Origin of the sequence: Burkholderia sp. Bp9012 (assembly GCF_003853825.1) — a bacterium.
Lineage (GTDB): Bacteria > Pseudomonadota > Gammaproteobacteria > Burkholderiales > Burkholderiaceae > Burkholderia > Burkholderia diffusa.
This window is the reverse complement of record NZ_QTQA01000003.1, coordinates 125,295-143,438: the sequence shown is the minus strand read 5'-3', so window position 1 is coordinate 143,438 and position 18,144 is coordinate 125,295. Positions and strand designations below refer to the sequence as shown.

At 63.5% G+C, this 18,144-nt stretch carries 17 protein-coding genes and 1 pseudogene; 15 read left to right on the top strand and 3 right to left on the bottom strand.

The window, feature by feature from the left end:
- Positions 1 to 50: 50 nt before the first annotated feature.
- Positions 51 to 1,481, bottom strand: coding sequence for an OmpA family protein (locus DIE11_RS04820; protein WP_185633723.1), 1,431 nt, complete (start codon positions 1,479 to 1,481; stop codon positions 51 to 53).
- Positions 1,482 to 2,199: 718 nt separating this feature from the next.
- Here DIE11_RS04820 and DIE11_RS04815 point away from each other — a divergent pair.
- The 15 genes from DIE11_RS04815 (at position 2,200) to DIE11_RS04750 (ending at position 15,312) form a co-directional block, all read left to right on the top strand.
- Positions 2,200 to 3,216 carry a DUF3034 family protein gene (locus DIE11_RS04815; protein ID WP_124621889.1) on the top strand — a complete coding sequence of 339 codons (1,017 nt, stop codon included), beginning with the start codon at positions 2,200 to 2,202 and terminating at the stop codon, positions 3,214 to 3,216.
- Between the two features lie 80 nt (positions 3,217 to 3,296).
- Positions 3,297 to 3,764, top strand: a complete 468-nt coding sequence (locus DIE11_RS04810; protein WP_124621887.1) for a group 1 truncated hemoglobin — start codon at positions 3,297 to 3,299, stop codon at positions 3,762 to 3,764.
- A 94-nt stretch (positions 3,765 to 3,858) separates the two neighbouring features.
- Positions 3,859 to 4,374, top strand: coding sequence for an FMN-binding protein (locus DIE11_RS04805; RefSeq protein ID WP_185633722.1), 516 nt, complete (start codon positions 3,859 to 3,861; stop codon positions 4,372 to 4,374).
- A 37-nt stretch (positions 4,375 to 4,411) separates the two neighbouring features.
- On the top strand, positions 4,412 to 5,278 hold the full coding sequence (locus DIE11_RS04800; protein WP_124621884.1) for a PepSY domain-containing protein: 867 nt from the start codon (positions 4,412 to 4,414) through the stop codon (positions 5,276 to 5,278).
- Between the two features lie 18 nt (positions 5,279 to 5,296).
- Positions 5,297 to 6,253: a PDR/VanB family oxidoreductase gene (locus DIE11_RS04795; protein WP_124621882.1), complete on the top strand. Its 957-nt coding sequence runs from the start codon at positions 5,297 to 5,299 to the stop codon at positions 6,251 to 6,253.
- A 218-nt stretch (positions 6,254 to 6,471) separates the two neighbouring features.
- Positions 6,472 to 7,095 carry a hypothetical protein gene (locus tag DIE11_RS04790; protein ID WP_124621880.1) on the top strand — a complete coding sequence of 208 codons (624 nt, stop codon included), beginning with the start codon at positions 6,472 to 6,474 and terminating at the stop codon, positions 7,093 to 7,095.
- Complete coding sequence (locus tag DIE11_RS04785; RefSeq protein WP_124621878.1) at positions 7,092 to 8,222, top strand: hypothetical protein; 1,131 nt, start codon at positions 7,092 to 7,094, stop codon at positions 8,220 to 8,222. The genes DIE11_RS04790 and DIE11_RS04785 overlap by 4 nt, the downstream gene beginning before the upstream one ends.
- Entirely contained in the window at positions 8,219 to 11,065 is a 2,847-nt protein-coding gene (locus DIE11_RS36210; RefSeq protein ID WP_185633721.1) for a tetratricopeptide repeat protein, read from the top strand. Before DIE11_RS04785 ends, DIE11_RS36210 begins: the two co-directional genes overlap by 4 nt.
- A 112-nt stretch (positions 11,066 to 11,177) precedes the next feature.
- Positions 11,178 to 11,789, top strand: a complete 612-nt coding sequence (locus DIE11_RS36205) for a tetratricopeptide repeat protein (RefSeq protein WP_185633720.1) — start codon at positions 11,178 to 11,180, stop codon at positions 11,787 to 11,789.
- A gap of 86 nt (positions 11,790 to 11,875) precedes the next feature.
- Positions 11,876 to 12,244, top strand: a complete 369-nt coding sequence (locus DIE11_RS04775; RefSeq protein ID WP_185633719.1) for a hypothetical protein — start codon at positions 11,876 to 11,878, stop codon at positions 12,242 to 12,244.
- A gap of 48 nt (positions 12,245 to 12,292) precedes the next feature.
- Positions 12,293 to 12,673 (top strand): hypothetical protein, encoded by a 381-nt coding sequence (locus DIE11_RS04770; protein ID WP_124621872.1) that lies wholly within the window; start codon positions 12,293 to 12,295, stop codon positions 12,671 to 12,673.
- Positions 12,674 to 12,736: 63 nt separating this feature from the next.
- Positions 12,737 to 13,369: a MotA/TolQ/ExbB proton channel family protein gene (locus DIE11_RS04765; protein WP_124621870.1), complete on the top strand. Its 633-nt coding sequence runs from the start codon at positions 12,737 to 12,739 to the stop codon at positions 13,367 to 13,369.
- A gap of 2 nt (positions 13,370 to 13,371) precedes the next feature.
- On the top strand, positions 13,372 to 13,863 hold the full coding sequence (locus tag DIE11_RS04760) for a biopolymer transporter ExbD (protein ID WP_124621868.1): 492 nt from the start codon (positions 13,372 to 13,374) through the stop codon (positions 13,861 to 13,863).
- A gap of 17 nt (positions 13,864 to 13,880) precedes the next feature.
- Complete coding sequence (locus DIE11_RS04755) at positions 13,881 to 14,348, top strand: biopolymer transporter ExbD (protein ID WP_185633718.1); 468 nt, start codon at positions 13,881 to 13,883, stop codon at positions 14,346 to 14,348.
- Positions 14,349 to 14,358: 10 nt separating this feature from the next.
- Entirely contained in the window at positions 14,359 to 15,312 is a 954-nt protein-coding gene (locus DIE11_RS04750) for a TonB family protein (protein WP_185633717.1), read from the top strand.
- Positions 15,313 to 15,571: 259 nt separating this feature from the next.
- On the opposite strand, the pseudogene DIE11_RS04745 reads toward DIE11_RS04750, so the two are convergent.
- Both DIE11_RS04745 and DIE11_RS04740 read right to left on the bottom strand, forming a co-directional pair.
- Positions 15,572 to 16,405: pseudogene (locus tag DIE11_RS04745) on the bottom strand (IS3 family transposase); the annotation flags it as partial.
- A gap of 595 nt (positions 16,406 to 17,000) precedes the next feature.
- Positions 17,001 to 18,107 (bottom strand): porin, encoded by a 1,107-nt coding sequence (locus tag DIE11_RS04740; RefSeq protein ID WP_124621862.1) that lies wholly within the window; start codon positions 18,105 to 18,107, stop codon positions 17,001 to 17,003.
- Between the last annotated feature and the right edge of the window lie 37 nt (positions 18,108 to 18,144).

The following is an 18,144-nucleotide window of genomic DNA, read 5'->3' as shown; positions in this document are numbered from 1 at the left end:
TGGAACCTCCGTAGACGGAAATGGCAGGGCCAAAGTGGCCCTGCAGCGGCTTACTGGACGACGATCTTTCCGGTCATCCCGGGGTGGATCGAGCAGTGATACTCGTAGGTGCCGGACTTGTCGAACGTGCGCGAATAGGTGGAGCCATGGCGGATCGCACCGCTATCGCCGTCTGAAAAACTGATGGTGTGCGCGGGATTGTCGTTGTTCGTCCACGTAACCGTACCGCCCTTCGATATCGTCAATTCGGTTGGCCCGAACGCGTAGCCCGAGATCGCGACGCCGGCGCTGGCCGGTGCGGCGGCTGCCGCAGGCGTGCCGAGTAGCGGCGGCGTGACGCCCCCGTCCGGCATCGCACCCATCGGCGGTCTTACGATTACCTTCTCGCCATTCGAATCGATCACCTTCAGCTCGACACGGCGGTTCAGTTCGCGACCTTCCGGTGTGGCGTTGTCGGCGATCGGCCTCGACTTGCCGAAGCCGCGCGTGTTCAACCGATGCGCTGCGATTCCATGCGAAACGAGGTAGGTCTTCACGGATTGGGCACGGCGCTCGGAGAGTCGCTGGTTGTATGGCACCGAGCCGATGCCGTCGGTATGTCCGTCGATCTCGGCCATGATGTCGGGACGCTTGTGCAGCGCGCTGGCGACCTGATCCAGCAGCGCTTTCGCATTGACCGTCAACGTCGCCTTGTCGTAATCGAAGTTCACTCCGCGCAGCACGATCACGTCACCACGCTTGCATCCGTCAAGCGTCATGCCATGGCCGTCCGCGATCGCCTGGCACGGCGGAGGCGGGGCAGGCACGGGCGTCACGTCGACTTCCGGCGCAGGGGGCGGCGGAGGCGGCGGGGGCGGGAGCGGTGCCTCGGGGCGCTTGCCGATCGGTATGCGTAGACCGACGTTGAAGACCGGCTCGTCGTAGTGACCTTGCTTGTGATACAGCGCCTCGAAGCGCAGGCTCAGGTCGGATAGTGGCCCGATCGATGCTAGCGGAATCGAGTACCCGGCGCCGAGATCGAATGCTGCGACCTTGCCGTAAGTCATGTCGCCGTGCGCGTAGAAGCCATGCAGCGACGTCGCGTCGTCGCCGACGAAATAGAGGTTCGCGCCGACACCCGCGACGGCAATGTTCTGCGCGGAGCCGGCCGGCGTCCCCGGATTGCCGCCCAGGCCCAGCGCGCCGAGCAGGCCTCCGGTGCCAGGCGTCGCACCCTTGCTGCCGAAATGCAGAAAGCTGCCGAGGATCTCGACTTCGATGCCGCTGTTGAAAGGCTTGCCTACTGCGAGCCCGCCACCATAACCGTGCCCGGTGTTGCGCAGGTGATCGGAGACGTCGTAAGAACCCCAGAACGACACGTAAGGTCGGCTATCGAAAGGCGTCGACGGAATCGCGCCAGTCACTGCCTGAGCATTCGCGTTACCGGCGATGCAGCCGAGCATCGCAATCGCGCCGGCAATTATGCGTTGTGTTTTTCCCATGTCCCAATCCAGGTGACCAGTAAGCCGGACGCTCCGCGCGTGCATCGTCGACGATGCGGGGGCGGCGGGCATGCCGGGCGCGGCAGCAGGCCACCGCGTGCGACCGAATCGTCGTTCGCATGGCGGATTCTCATCAGGCGAGCCAGGCGTATTCATCGTTGATGTTCTCCCGTTCTATGTATTGACACGTGTACCGCTCTGGCCAGGGGGCGGTTGCAGTCGGCCGCAATCCAGTTCGTTGCGGCCTGTTTGTAATGAAACAGGCGACGCTGTGCGTCAGAACCCCGCACACCTCCATGCAATTGCCATGCCCGATCATTGAAGTTGCGTATGCATCTATCTGAAGACGCCCGATGCGCGCGAATTCACCGGTCGAAATTCCGTTTCGATGCATCGATGGGAGTGCCCTGATCGCGCAGGTAACGAGGCACACTAAATGTGCATGTCGGAAAACATTCACCACAAAAGAGGCATGTACCGCACCACTTTGAGGTGAGTGTGACGGGCCTTTCGTAATGCGCTTCCAGATCGATATTTATGAAAGTGGCATCGGATTTGACACATTGAATTCAAGGTGGACGTACTGCTGCAAAGGGCTGGAAGGTTATTTAAGGTGTCAAAGTGGTATTGAACATGACACTTGGCATGATGATTGCAAGAAGACATTCGGCAATCAAACGAATGGATATCCGTTTCCACACTGCGAGAGGCAACCACAATGAAGAAGTCCACACCACGCGTTCTAACTGTCGTACATGGTCTGATCGTTGCCGCCGGCCTGTTGTCGTGCGAGATCGCGCACGCAGGCTGGTTCGATTTCAATACGGGCAAGGTGCTGGCGACCGGCGGTGTCAGCATGGTGGACGGCGCCGGCGGCGGCGGCATCACCCCGTGGGCAACGATTACCGGCTACGAGACCCGTGACGGAATCAACGGTGACGTTCACTACACGTATGTAAACCTGCCGAACTACACCTTGCACTCGGTCGGCGCGGCCGTCGGCTTGTGGGATCGTGTGGAGCTGTCGTACGCGAACGATTCGCTGCCGACCGGCAGCACATTCGATACGGTCGGCCTTGTGACCGACGGGGTACTCGGCCTCAACACGGGCATCAAGCCGTGGAACACGACGATCGGAATGAACGTGTTCGGCATGAAGGTGCGGCTGTTCGGCGAAGCGATCTACGACTCCGACAACCTGATTCCGCAGGTCGCGCTGGGCGCGTTCTACAAGCGCAACAACAACCCGACGCTGATCAAGACGCTGGGCGCGGCCAAGGCGAGCGACTGGGAAGCGTACCTCGCGATGACGAAGATATTTTTCCCGCTGTCGACGCTCGTGAACGTGACACTGCGCTACTCGGCCGCGAATCAGACAGGCCTCGTCGGCTTTGGCGGACCGAACGGAGACAAGAAGACGATCCGGCCGGAAGTGTCGGTTGCCTATCTGTTGAACAAGGGTACGGCGATCGGTGCCGAATACCAGAAGCACGGCAATAACCTGACCGGCCAGAGCGTCAACCTTGCCGGGCTGAACCTGACCGGCCTCACCAACCTGCTCGGTGGCAGTCTCGGTACCACGCTGACGCAGAGCGAAAGCGACTGGAAGGATGTGTTCGTCGCGTTCTTCCCCAACAAGAACCTATCGATCACGCTTGCGTACGCGATGCTCGGTCAGATCACGCTGACCCCGCACCAGAACGGTTTCTACGCATCGGTCCAGGCGAGTTTCTGATTGTCGCCGCATTTCGCGTATCGGACGCACGCCGCAACGGCTGCCTGCCCGACGCTCATCCTTCCCTACGAGAGGTCATCATGACATTCAGAAAAGCGCTTGCCGCGACCGCGCTCGCCGTGTCCGCCATCACGATCAGCAATGCAGCTTCCGCACAGGTCGGCAAGACGCAGACATACCCCGGCATACCGGCCGACACACTGAAGGAGTTCGGCGGTGAGCCCGGCGTGCACAACTGGGTCGAGTCGCTGTTCCACTACATCATGCTCGACAACCGCATCAATTTCGTATTCAAGCAATCCGGCAATGTGCCGCGTCAGATCGCGCTGAACACCGAACTAGAGCAAATGGTCATCGGTGGCCCGGTCAAGTACTCGGGCGCGAGCATGAGTGCGGCGCACTCGGATCTGGGCATCAATCTGACGAAGTTCAACGCAGTCGTCGAGGCGGCATATAACGCCTGCGAACGCAACGACATCGCCTATCACACCTGCAATCAGCTTATCGCTGCGCTTGCGCCGTTCGAGCGCGTGATTGTCACGCGTTGATTTTGTCCGTTGTTTTACTTGTAAGGAGACGTAGATCATGCAAAGCCCAGTCGAGTCCAGCCGTCGTTCAGATCGTCGACGTTCGCGCTTTCCGATGAGAAGAATCGCCGCGGCGATCCTGATGGCGGGAATGTTACCCACGCTTTCGTATGCCATCGACGACGTCAAGGAAACGACCAACGCGTTTCTCGCGGAGGCGTTCGGTTCCGCGCCGCCGGCACCGAAGGCGCTGGAGCTGTCTGCCGACGTGCAGGGAAAGCTGGTGCAGACGTTCGGCAAGCAATATCCGCAACAGCGTCTGCGCTACTGGAAATCGGGCGCGACGAGCGCGTGGGTTCTCGAGGACATCGGCAAGGAGGGATATGTGCCGACCACGACAGGATTCATCGTGCGAAACGGCGCGATCCAGGCGGCCCGCGTGCTGATCTACCGCGAATCGCGAGGCGATCAGGTCGCGGAGCCGACATTCACGAAGCAGTTCGTCGGCGCGAAGCTGGCAGGCTCGCAACTCGACCGGCAGATCGACGGGATTTCTGGTGCCACGTTGTCGGTGCAGATGATGACGCGGCTCGCACGCGCAGCGTTGACGCTCGATTCCGTTGCCCAATAACGGACCCAGCCGCAGCGATCGACCGGACGACACCGATATGAGAAAGACCTCACTGAGCGGTACCTGGGCCACGCTTCGGGTCAAGTTGCCTTGGCGTGCGACGGGCGGCAACAAAGTGCTGTTTCGGCGCCCGCAGAAGAACCTGTCGATGCTGTTGCGCGAGTGGCACCGGCGCATCGGGATCGGCGCGGCCGTTTTCATGATCTGGCTCGGTATCAGCGGAATCATGCTGAACCAAAGCCCGTCGTGGGGATTCGATGCGAAGCGAATCGACTGGCCGTGGCTGATGTCGCTCTACGGGCTTCATCCGGAACCGGCGTCACAGGGCTATCGCGCCGCCGGGCACTGGCTCGCGGTAGCCGACGGCAGGCTCGTGATCGACGGCGCGGCACTGGACGTCACGTCCGGCCGCCCGGTCGGCTTCGTGGTCGCAGGCCGCGGAGATGAACGGCTGTTCTATATCGCGAGCGCATCGCAACTGACGATTGCGACGACCGGCGGCAAGCTGGTCGACCAGTTGTCGGGCAGTTCGCTGCCGATGCAGGCGATCCGCCGAATCGGGACGACGGCCGATGGCCAAGGCGTGGTGATCGGCGGCGACAGCACGTATTCGAGCGCCGACGCCGGGCTTTCGTGGAAGCCCTACGCGGGACCGGGAACGGTCTGGTCGGAACCCGGTGCGCTGGATGCGATGCAGAGGAATCAGGTCGCGGCCTTTGCACGCCCGAGCGTGCCGCTCGAACAGATCCTGATCGACTTGCATAGCGGCCGCGTCTTCGGTCATGCGGGCGAATACGTGATCGATCTGGTGGGCGCCGGTGCGGTGGTGCTGGCGGTCAGCGGTATCTGGATCGTCTGGCGGAGCAATCGCAAGCGACTGCCTGTGCGAGAGCGCAATGGTTGACAGAAGGAGAGCGAAGTCATGAATCACATACTCGCGAGAGTAGTCGGAAAGACTCGGGAGGCGTGCGACATCCTGAGCATCGAACTGGAGGAGGCCGACGGCAAGCCATTGCCGCCGTTCTCCGCCGGCTCCCATATCGACGTGCACGTCACGCCGGGAATCACACGGCAGTATTCGTTGTGCAATGCGCCGCACGAGCGGCACCGCTACGTGATCGGCGTGTTGCGCGATCCGGCGTCGCGCGGCGGATCGTCGACACTGCACGACGACGTTTCGATCGGCGACTTGATTCCGATCAGCGAGCCGCGCAACCACTTTCCGCTTGAGCCGGCGAATCGGTCGATCCTGTTCGCTGGCGGGATCGGCGTCACGCCAATACTGTGCATGGCCGAACGCCTTGCGCAGATCAATGCGGATTTCGAGCTGCACTATTGTGCCCGCTCGAAAGAGCGGGCGGCGTTCGTCGATCGGATCGCGGCGTCGCCGTTTGCGAGCAGTGTGCACTATCACTTCGACGACGGCGAGCCGACCCAGCGCATCGACATCGTATCGGTGCTTGGCCGCCCGCAGCACGATACACACGTATACGTGTGCGGCCCAAGCGGATTCATTGCGCTGGTGCGTGACACCGCGATGAAGCTCGGCTGGGACGCCACCCGAGTGCATTCGGAATATTTCTCCGCGCTGCCGGTCGATACGTCGAAAGACGGCTCGTTTCTCGTGCAGCTTGCCAGCACCGGTGAGGTGTTCACGGTGCCGGCCGGCGTTCCGGTCACGCATGTTCTGGCTGACAACGGCGTGCATATTCCGACGTCGTGCGAAGAGGGGGTCTGCGGGACTTGTGTGACACGCGTTCTCGACGGCATTCCGGACCATCGCGACTGCTATTTCACGAACCGAGAGCGTGCGGCGAACGATCAGTTCACACCGTGCTGTTCGCGTTCGATTACCGGGACCCTGGTGCTCGATCTGTGACGAAGTTTTACCACGCGAAGTGATTTGGCTCGCCGAGATCGGCAGCAACGATCGACGCGAGCCGCTTTTTCCAACTTCCGCCATCAAAGTGGTGCATTAAATACCTGTTGCGGTGGCGAACAACCGGTACTCGCACAAAGGATGTGCGTTGCAATTCCAGGTGAATTTAGTGATTTTTAGAATCTGCGCCGAATATCGCGCAGCGACGGGGGAAATTGATGAAGTTCATGATCTATTTCGTCGATTCACCCACGCATTTTCAATGCCGCCGTGGTCAGTTACGCGTATTCATGAACTGGCACGACGATTGCATATTTGCTTGCGGGCGCAAGGCTTTAGCAGAAACGAAGCAATGCACGGATATTCCTTTTCGATGCGACGGGGATGTGATGAGCAAAATCGGGAGAATCATCGGCAGGGCCGGCGCGATGCTCGGATTCGTGGCGGTCGCGTCGCATATCGGGTCGGCGACGGGCTCGAATGCCATAGGGCTGGGCATACCGAATATTTGGAAATGGACCGCGCGCATCGCGACGTCTGACCAGGCCACACATTTGTGCGTCTCTGCATCAAAACCCGATTTACCCGCAGGCTCGCGATGCGGCACCGTGATTCCGGTACCGACCGTGCCCACGTCCGATTTCCTGAATGGCGTCTGTACGCACGGGCGCTGTGAATCGGGTGGACCGTCCGTATGCAACGAGCCCGCCGGCTGCAGGTGGCCTCTGATGGACAAGCTGCATGCGAATCCGCGTGCAATGCTGGTCGGTGCGACGCTGTCGCATGTAGCGCCGGGGTACCTGCTCGATCGCGGCGCGGCCGGAGCGGGAGAGTTCGCATGACCACGCGGGCACACACGGGTGGCAGTTCGCTCGGAGACCGGCCGATTTCATCAATCCGCTGGAAGATTCGCGCGGCGGTTGCCGTCGGTATTGCTGTTCAGGCGCTGGCGGTATTCTGGTTCGATTCCGATGCGGCACGCGCTGCAACGGATCCGGACGCCCGCGCCTTGCCGTCTGCGGCTCCCGCGACGACGAACATCCCGGCAGGCACGGAAACGGGAGACGGGCTGTCGGAACAGATATTCGACGAAACCGTGCAGGCCGCCAACGCAGTGCCTGCATCGGGCGCGTCGCCGGCCGGACACGATGTCGCGCTCCCTGGCGGGGACGATCCGATCGGGCGTGCGCTGCGCGACCGGCTGCTGATCCGCCGAGGCTATCGTGAACTGGCCACCCTGAATCTGGGCGAAGCCCGCAACGCATTTGCCCGTGTCACTACGCCCGGCGCGGCGACGAATGCCGCGTTGCTCGGCATCGGATGGAGTTACGTCTTCCCGGCTGTCAGCGACCCGAAGAGGCGCCGGCAGGCTGCGGCGATCGTCGCGAAAAGGCTCGGCCTCTTCGACACGTTTCGCAGCGTCGCGACCGGGCCGCGACTGGTTGCATTGAGGCATTCGCTGATTCCGTGGCAGGAACTGATCGGCCGCAACCCGGTGGACCCAGCGGTGCAGGAGGGCATGGTCGCGATTCCGTATGTACTGGATCACATCGGCGCGTCCGATGATGCGCTTGACTATCGGGTCCGCACGATCGCAATGCTGGAGCGTATCGATGCCGCATTGAAACGTAGCGAGACGGACGGCAGTATCGATCGAATTGTCGCCTGCGCCGCGCGCGGCGATGTCGGCGGCGATCCGTGGTTTGCCCCGCTGCCGGAAGCGAAATGGTGGCTGCGTGAAGACGGCGTGCCACCCGACGCGTTCTACTGGCGCGACGTACTCGACGATCCGTCGACGATGCTCGCGGTCGTGGCGCTGCAGTCGGGCGATGTCGGTGCTCGCACACGGCTGGAGAACGCGCTCTCCGCGCAGATCCGCGCACTCGACGACAGCACGCAAATCTATCTGGCCGAAGCTCGTTATGCGCTCGCGCGTGAATATCAACCGGAACGCGGAGGGTCACGATGAAGATCTCGCAGACGGCGGCGGCCGTGCTTGCGCCGATCGCCGTGTTCGCCACGACCGTGAATGCAGCCGCCAATCCTCCGGCAACGATCGGCTCGATCGTCGAAAACAACGGCCTGGCGCGCAACGGATGGCTCGTCGTCCGGACGCCGACGATTCTGCAAATGAACCGCTCGGCTGCGCTTTCGACCGACGAACGCAGTTCGATCGACAACTACGATGCGCTTCTTAAACTGAAAACTGATCGCGCGACACGTTACGACGTGATGAACCGGATAGCCGCGCTGCACGTGCAGCTGGCCGCCCGTCGGCTTGATCTCGCGCACGACGAAATCGGCAAGGCGGCGGAGGTATACCGCGCGCTGCTGGTGTCATTGCCGGGTGATCCCGAAAACGACACCACGCTGTACCGGCTTGCGCATATGTATCAGCTGCTCGGCGACGACGACGCATGTGCGGCGGCGCTGACGACACTCGTCACTACGTACCCGCGTTCGTCGCTGATCGCCGATTCGGCGTTTCGTGCGGCCCAGATCCGCTATTCGCAGTCGCGCTATGCCGACGCGGCGAAACTGTATCCGGTTGCGCTCGTCGAGGGCGGCAAGACCTATGTGCTACCCGCCGAGTACATGCTGGCGTGGTCCGATTATCAGCTCGGCAAGTATCGTGATGCGCTCCCACTTGCACTGTCGATTCTTGACAAGGCCCTGCCGCCCGGCGACGTCGCCGATCCGTTGACCGCGTTGAATGGCGTCGAGTCGTCGCATACCGAAATGGCCTCGGATGCGCTACGGCTGGCCGATTTGTCGTTCATCGCGCTCGGCGGCAGTGATCCGGTCGGCACATATTTCGACGCAGCGAGATATCGGCCGCGTTTCGACGCACTGCTATATGCAAGCGTGTCGCAGCGTCTGCTCGACCGGCAACGCTATGGCGACGCGGCCGCGATCGATGCGGCGTTCGTCGCGTCGCATCCGGATCATCCGCTCGCGCCTCGCTTCGGGAAGCAGCAGATTGCGGCGCTCGCGCGCGGCGGATTTACCCATCAGGCGGCGGATGCGAAGGCCCGGTTCGTCATGCTCTTCGAGCCTGGCGCGACTTACTGGAAAGGCAACCCCCCTTCGCCGGAGGTACTCGCCGACGTGCATGACCAACTGGTCGAACTCGCGCATTATCGGCACGCGAGCGTGCAGGCGATCCCGGCCGATCGCAGGGCGGAACGCGACGCCGCGTTCGCGGTGGCGGCGGCGATGTACGAGAAGCTGCTGGCCGACTTTCCCGACGACCCGAACAAGCACACGATCGAACTGTCGCTTGCCGACGCGTTGCTCGACGGTGGCAAGCCCGAGGACGCAGCCGTACGCTATCACCGCGTCGCATACGACTATCCGGTGGACGACATCGCCAGTGGGGCGGCGCTCGCCGAGGTGCAGACCGATCGCGTGCTCGCGGATCGTGCGACCGGCGACGCGCATCGTGACGCACTACTGAAATCGGTCGCCGCGAGCGTTGCGCTGGCGTTGCGGTTTCCGCGGCATCCGCAACGCGATGCGGTGCTCGTGCGTGCCGCCCAGGATCTGCACGGCCTGGGCGAAGATACGCGCGCGATTGAACTGGCGATGCCACTGACCGATCCGCGCACGGGGTCGCTGGATGCGTCGCTTCGCGCCCAGGCCTGGGCGGTCGTCGCGGATGCGCAGTTTGCGCGGCACGACTATCTGGCTGCGCAGAGCGCGTATGCGTCGCTGCTCTCCGGCGCGCCCGCTGAAGGGCGGCCGGCGATCGTCGAGCAGCTCGCGCTGTCGGTCTATCGCCAGGGCGAGACCGCACGGGCCGGCGGTGACCTGAAGGCGGCGGCCGCGCGCTTCGAGCAGGTCGGCATTGTCGCGCCTGGCGCAGGCATCGTGGCGCAGGCCAACTACGACGCCGCGCATGCATACGCGGCACTAAAGGACTGGCCGTCGGTCGTGCGCGTGCTTGGATCGTTTCGCGAGCGGTATGCTTCGAGCCGACTCACGGCTGATACAGACAAGCTGCTCGCGGACGCGTACTTCAACGATCACCAGTACCGCGCGGCGATCGGCCCCTACGCCCGGATCGCCGCCCGACGAAGCGAAGCGGCGGACGTGCGAGCGGAGGCCGGCTGGTTTGTCGCGCGCAGCCAAGACAAGGCCGGTGATCGGATCGCGACCGTTGCGGCGTACACCGCGTATCTCGCGCAGAACGATTCGAACCTCACGCGTTCGATCGACGCAAGGGAACGGCTTGCGGCGCTCTCTGCCGATGCGAACGATGCGTCGGGACAGCGGCGGTGGCTTGAATCGATCATCCAGGCCGATGCGTCTGCAGGTCCACGTGCCGATCGCCACACCCATTTCGAAGCGGCCAAGGCAACGCTCGAACTGGCCCGCCTCGATGCGGCGCGCGCAAGCCGGATCGTGCTGCGACTGCCGCTCGATGCGGTCCTGCCGCGGCGGAAGGCGGCGCTCGAGGCGGCACTGAAGCACTTCGACGCGTGTGTGGCGTACGGTTTCGAGGATACGACCACCACCGCAACGCTGGAGGCCGGCGCCGCATATCTGGCGTTTGCGGTCGCGATCGAGCAGATCGCGCCGCCGCGCCGACTCTCTGCAATCGCTCTCGATGCGTGGCGTTCGACGCTCGGGAAAGAGGCGCAGCCGTTCTACACAAAGGCCCGGGCTGCATTCGAAGCCAATCTGTCCCGGGCACGTGACGGTTCCTGGGACGATTCAATCCGGGCCAGCGCACGGCAGCTTGCAGCAATGGATCCGGACACTTACGGGAAGAACGATGAACGTGATGCGAACGATACGGATTGGCGCTAGCGCGGCGGCAGTCGCGGGCGCGCTGGCGTGGTCGGGTATTGCCTGCAGCGAAACCGCGCTGGCCGCTGCAGCTCAGGCAAGCGAGGCCGACCCGGCACGCGGCCGGCTTCCGATGCCGAGCACGAATGACTCCGCACACGACGTGCGTGCCCCGATGGTCGCGCCTGGAACGGCAACGCCTGCGCCGATCCAGGCGAGCGGGAGTGACGCGATCGCCGCTGCCGGGCCCGACTCGCCGGCACGCGAGCGCTTCGCCGCAGGCCTGCGAGCGATGCGGGCGGGCAACGACGACGAGGCGCGCGAAACATTCGACGCGTTATCTGCCTCGTATCCGCAATCGTCCGGCGTCGCGACGAACCAGGGGATTGTCGCCGCACGGCAGGGAAGGCGGGACGATGCGATTCGCGCTTTCGAACGCGCGACGGTGGCCAGCCCGTCCAACGCGATCGCATGGACGTGGCTCGGCAGCCTGTATCGCGCCGCCGGGCGGCCGAAGGATGCGCTGCTGGCGTATCACCGCGCGATCGCCGCACATCCTGATTACGCGCCCGCACGGCTGGATCTCGGGATTCTGTGCGACGTCGACCTGCACGATCCCGCACAAGCAGAAGACGCATATCGCGCGTATCTGACCTTGAGACCTGATCGGGCAATTGTGTTCGCGTGGCTGCATCAGGTGCGCGACACGCAACCCGGTCCAATGTACGCGGCGGAGGCGAAATGAACGATACGACGAAGCGGAATGCGAACGGGATGCCCGACAGGAAGTGGCCCGGCGTAGCAATCGCGCTGACGATCGCGACGGCCGGAATGATGGCGGTGCCCGCCATCGCAGCCGGGACTGCCGAGCAAGCCGACGCGGTTCGCGCGATGCGCGCGGGGCCGAAGTTCGATGCCACGCGGGAACGCGGGAGTGGTGGGGCGGTGCCGGACGAGAGCCGTAACGCGGGAACCGCCGGCACGAACGTGCTCGGCGCTGACGATGCGTCGTCCGTCGGACTGATCCTGACGCCGTGGAAGACGATCCCCGACGGAGACGTCGACCGCGCTCCGAGGCTGTACGACGCGCCGCTCAGGCCGATCGACGCAGCCGCGCTGCGCGCATTGATTGTTCTGGACACCCGACGCAATGAACTCAGGCAGCGCCGGATTGCCGGGAACGACCCAGGCGACAACTAACGAAGGGAATCCTTAGCAGTTGCCGATCACTCGCCCAAGGAGATTGCCATGGACCTTTCGAATTTCATATCGGGTATGTCCGACCGCATCGGCTGGATCACATGCGCCGCGATTGCGACTTCCATCGCTGGCCTGACGGCCCGCAACGGCTTCGAACGATTGCGTGGCCGGCTCGCGTCGTCCGTGGAGGAGCCGCGCCTCGCAAACGGCCGCGCGCAGATCGTGACGATCGGCCGCAGCGGGCTGGCGCTCGGCTGGGCAACGGCCGCCGCGCACGAAATATCGGCGACGACGGCCGCCGTAACGGCGCTCCCGAAGGCTTCGGGTGCGCTTCCTTCAGATCAGGACGGTGCGCGCTATCTGGCGGTGCCGTATCCGCTCGATGACAAATCCGGGCTGGTCTTCTACCGCCTGATTCCGCTCGGCTGAGCCAGATTGGCCGCGTTTGCCAAACAGATCAATTTTCGCCCCACCCACACGAGAGGAATGACCATGGCTCTGTTCGAATTCATCGCACGCTCGTTTCAGAACGGCGGCATCTTCATGTACCCGATCCTGATCGTTGGCGCGCTCGGACTGTCGATCACTGCCGAGCGCGTCTGGTATCTGACACGTGCGCGTGCCGAAAACCGCTCGTTATGGCTCTATCTGTTGCCGCTGATCCGCGAAGGCCGCATCGACGAAGCGCGCGAATTCTCCGAGCGATCAAAGACCGCGATCGGCCGCATCGTTGGCCACGGCTTGATACAGGTCGACAACGGAGCGTCGCGCGAGCGCACGGAAGCGGCGGTAGACGAGAGCCTCCTCGAAATGATGCCGGCGCTGTCACGCCGAACCCATTATCTCGCGACGTTCGCCAACGTCGCGACGCTTCTCGGTTTGCTCGGCACGATCGTCGGGATGATTCACGGTTTCTCGGCAATCGGCGACCTGTCGCCCGCCGATCGCCAGGGGCAGTTGTCGGCCGCTGTTTCGCAAGCGATGAACTGCACGGCGTTCGGCCTCGTCGTCGCGATTCCGATGATGCTGATTCATTCGTGGTTGCAGTCGCTTACCGACGAGATCAGCGATCGCGTCGAGGTGGCGGCAGTCAAGTTCGTCAACGACGTCGCGGGACGGGCCTGATCATGCGAGCGCTGTCGAACCGGGCCGCGTTGCGCGATGCGCGCCGTCGCACATCCGGGGAACTGAACGTCGTATCGCTGATCGACGTGATGATCGTCCTCGTGTTCTTCCTGTTGCTGCAGACGCTCGATATCACAAGCTTCGATGTCGACCTGCCGGGCAACGGCTCCCCGCCACTGCCGAACGCCGACCCGCCGCTGACAATCGTGGTCGATGCGACTGCGGTACGTGCGACGCTCGGCGCACGGCCTGCACGCATATTCGCGAAGCGTGGAAATGCATACGACCTCGCAGGTCTCGACGCATGGCTCACGGTGATCAAGCGCGATGCGCCCCGGCATACCGGTGCGACCGTGCTGTCCGCGCCGGGCATCGCGTATGGCGATCTGGTGCCTGTGCTCGACGTCGTGCGCGGCGTGCGCCGGGACGGAAGCGCCGCGCTGTTTACGGATATCGCGCTCGGCGACGCGCCGGGCGGGAAGGAGGCCCGCTGATGTCATTCGGACAAACGTTGCGCGCACGCGCGAACCGGCGTCGAGCCGGGTGCTCCGGTGCGATGTCACTGAACCTTGTATCGCTGATCGACATTCTGACGACACTCGTGTTCTTTCTGTTGATGACGGCCGCCGGGGTCGCGACGAACGTAACGGCGGACCGCGTGTCGTTGCCCGTTTCGGCGTCTTCGCAGGCGCCGCGGATTGCGCTTCAGGTGACTGTCAGCACGGGCGACATTCGGGTGGGCCCCGAGATTGTCGAAAGCGTCGATGCCGCGCTCGCCGATCGCGGCGCCGTGCTCGGCAGGTTGCAGGCCGCAGTGAGCACCGCGCATGCGACTACATCGCCTCCATCTTCCGGCGGCGACATCGACGTCATCGCGGACAAGCGCGTGCCGTTTGCGTTGCTGCGCAAGGTCATCGCGAGCTGTGTGAGCGGAACCGGATTTGATCACGTGAGTCTCGCGCTGCTGCATGAGCATTGAGGAGAAAACGATGCATACCGTCATCACCTTCGGCGACAGCATTATTCACGGCGATCAACTGCAGCGAGAGGATACGCGCCGGTTCCGGCGCATCTGCGCGGAAATCGCCGTGCCGATTGTCGCATTCGGTCTGGTCGCAGGATTGTATCGACTTTCGTCGCCGAACGTGCCGCCCGCGCCGCCGGTGCGCCAGTATGTGCGACTGATCCCGCCATCCGTGCACCGGACGCCGATAACGGAGTCGTTCGTGCCGCCGCGTGTCGACAATCCGCACCAGGTACGTTCTGCGCCGCTCGAGAAGGCAACGAGCCGACATGCGGCCGCTCGACGCGCAGCGCCCCGGGGCAGTGCCGGCGAGGCCGCGCTCGCGTCGCTGCATGCGCAACTCGCCGCGTTCGGCGCCGCCTCGCCCGGACTGATAACGAGCGACCGCGCCCTTGTCGCCGCGCCGCGCGATACCGGAGGCGATGCAGGCCGCGGAGGCAGCGTTTCGCGCAGTGCTGCCGTCGGCAGCGGCGGGGTTGGCGCCGGACGAGACTTGACTAGCCGCGGCCACGGCGTTGATCTCGGGACGCATCGCGCCGCACTGGTCGGCGGTAACCTCAATCAGGCAGGCAACGGGCGGGAGGCGGGGGGCGGCGCTGGCGCGAACACGGAGAGCTCGGTGGCGCAACGCTCGCTGAAGGAGGTCCAGTGGGTGTTCGATCGCGACAAAAGCATGATGTCATCGCTGTTTAACGCCGCCTTGCGCCGGCATCCGGGAATCACGGCCGGAAAGGTGGTCGTGAGTCTGAGCATCGCACCCGATGGCTCGGTTACGCACTGCCAACTCGTATCGAGCAGCTTCGGGGATCCGGAGCTCGAAGAAGCATTACTCGCGCGGATTCGCGCGTTGCATTTTGGCGCGCGCGACGTGCCGCAGTTCAACTACGGACATTATCCGATCAACTTCCTGCTTTCTTGATGTCGAGACAGCTAGGGCCGACCGGCACAAGGAGGCGGGATGACGGTGCTCGAATTCGATCTAGTGGGCAATTACTTCACGGCGGTAATGAGCATGATCGCCGTGCTAGGCGTGGTGTGGGCGTGCGACCGGTTCGCGAGAAGCCGGCGCCACCTACTGCGTGAGCCTGGGAGTGGACCGGCCAGCCTTTCGTAGACATCTTCGAGCCATAATTCATGATTCGTCGTGGATTGAGGCTGGCCTAATTTCCGTCCCAGTCTTAGCTGGAAAATTCCGGCTCTTCGGAGCGGGCCGAACCGGCCCGATCGGTGCACTGGCGGGCGAATTCCGCCGGTGTCATCCACTGCAGCGCAGAGTGAGGGCGCGCCTCGTTATAGTACTCGCGCCAGACCTCGATTTTGCGTCTGGCGTCTTCAAGCGACAAGAACCAATGTGCATTGAGGCATTCCTCCCGAAAGCGTCCGTTGAAGGATTCATTCTTTGCGTTGTCGGTCGGCTTGCCAGGGCGCGAGAAGTCAATCTCCACGCCGTTCTCATACGCCCATTTGTCGAGCGCCTTCGAAATGAATTCGCTGCCATTGTCTGCCTTGATATAGCGTGGAAGCGGACGATGTTGCGCAAGCCGAGTCAGCGCGGCGACAACGTGCTCGCCACGCAACGAGCTGTCGACTTCAATCGCCAGGCATTCCCGCGTGTAGTTGTCGACGATCGTGAGCGTGCGCAAGCGTGGACCATCAAACAGCGCATCGGCGACGAAGTCCGTACTCCGGATTTCCTTGATTGCGCTCACTGACTGCTTTGGCTGCCTGCGCCGGGCAGACTTGTTCCGTCGAGGTCGTTTGTGGCGCAACGAAAGTCACAGTTCCCGATACACGTGTTCGACGCGTTTATGGTTATCTCGCCAGCCTTCCCGGCGAAGCATCACGTACACGCGGGGCGCACCGTAATGCACCCGCACTTCCGTGATCTCCTTGATGCGCATTTCCAGTGCGCTTTGATCCCGCGCGACCGACTCGTAACGGTAGACCGTGCGGGACAGCTGCAACAACGCGCAGGTATGCCGCTGGCTTGCGCCGAAACGTTGCATCAGGTCCGCTCGATCCCGAGCGCAGCGGCGGCGCACTGCTGGACGCGGGCAGTTATGCGGTGAACATCGTCCGTATGGTGGCCAGCGAAAGGCCGACGTGCGTCAGTGCCGCTGCGCGCTGATCAGATACGAAGGTCGATCTCACCGTGACTGCCTGCCTCGCGTTGCCGAACGGCGTGCTGGGCCAGATCGCATGCAGCTTCAACACGGCGTTTCCCCGTCACGGCGGATCACGGGAACCGACGGCATCCTCGAGACGACCTTCCTCAACAGCCCGCCGCAAGCCGGGCCGCCCGAGATTCATCTGCGCCGCGGCGTTCCGTCCACGACGCCGCGGGAAACCATCGTGCTGCCAGGCGACAGCGGCCTTCTCGCGGAAACCGAGCGCTTCGTGCGCGCCGTCCGGCCCGGCCGGGAGCAGTGGAACGGCAGCACCGAAGCGGAGTCGGTCGATACGATCGCCACGCTCGAGGCGATCGCGCGCAGCATCCGTTTGGGAACCCGGGAACCCGGGAACGCGTCTAGCGGGATTCACGTCCGTGCAGGCGCTGCAGGCAGCGAATCAGTTGCTCGCCTTGCTTGCGGCAACTGGCGGTGGCTTCTAGAAACGGTCGATCATCCCGAACTGGATTCCGCGCACCGACGCCCCCGGCCACGACGGCGTGAGGCCGATCACGTTCACGCCTTTCAGCGTGAACGCGGCCTGGCCACGGTTATGCAGCCAGGCCGCGCTTGCATAGAGCAGGACGCGCTTCGACAGATCGTATTCGCACGCGGCGCTGAACTGGTCGGCGTCGTTGTCGCCGCCCGACCGGTCACGCAGCCACGTGTACCCCAGCGACGTGCGAAAACGCGCGCTCACCGCATAGCGCGCGGAGGCCGACACGCCGTCGTTGTGGTAGTGGGGCGTTCCGCCGTCGCCATTGAAATACGACAGGAAGCCGGTCACCGGGCCGAATGCATAGGAGGCGCCGCCGAGGTTGGCGCGCAATGCGCCGCTGCCGTGGGTTTGCTGGTGCGCATATGAAATGCGGAGCGGGCCGTCATGCCACGAGAACGTCTCGATGTGGCCTGCCAGTCCATTGCCGTCGCCGTCGGTTGGCGCGCGCAACGACGCCATGATCGTGGTCGAGAAGCCATGGACCTCGGGTGAAAGGTACGTGATCGCGTTGCTTTCGTACGGCGTGATTTTCGACAGATTGTCGAGGCCCGACGCGATCGTGCCAGCACCGAACGCATCGAGCTGCCCCTTGAACGGGATGTAGATCGGCGAATACTGGCGGCCGATCCGCACGGTGCCGTAGCGCGAACTCACGCCGATCCAGGCCTGGCGGTTGAACAACGTGCCGGCGACGGCCTGACTGCCGTCCGTCGAGCCGAAGCCGTTCTCGAGATCGAACAGGATCTTTACGCCGTTGCCGATATCCTCGGCGCCGCGCACGCCGATGCGCGAGCCGCGATACGCACCGGAATCCATCCGCGCGACGTAGCCGGAGCCCGGATTCGTGATTTCGATGCTCGTGTCGATCGCACCGTACAGCGTCACGCTGCTTTGTGCATGGACCACGGATGCGTGTGCGGCAATGGCCGCCGCTGCGACACCAATGCGGAGCGCGACACGTGTGCCGGCCGCCGGCCGGCGCGCTCGGCCGTTTTCCGACGCGGCATCGTGACGTCGGGGGCGGGAAGCGGGAAGGGAATGACTCATGGGCAAGGGAGGCGGGCAGCCTCGGCAGTGGGGCGAC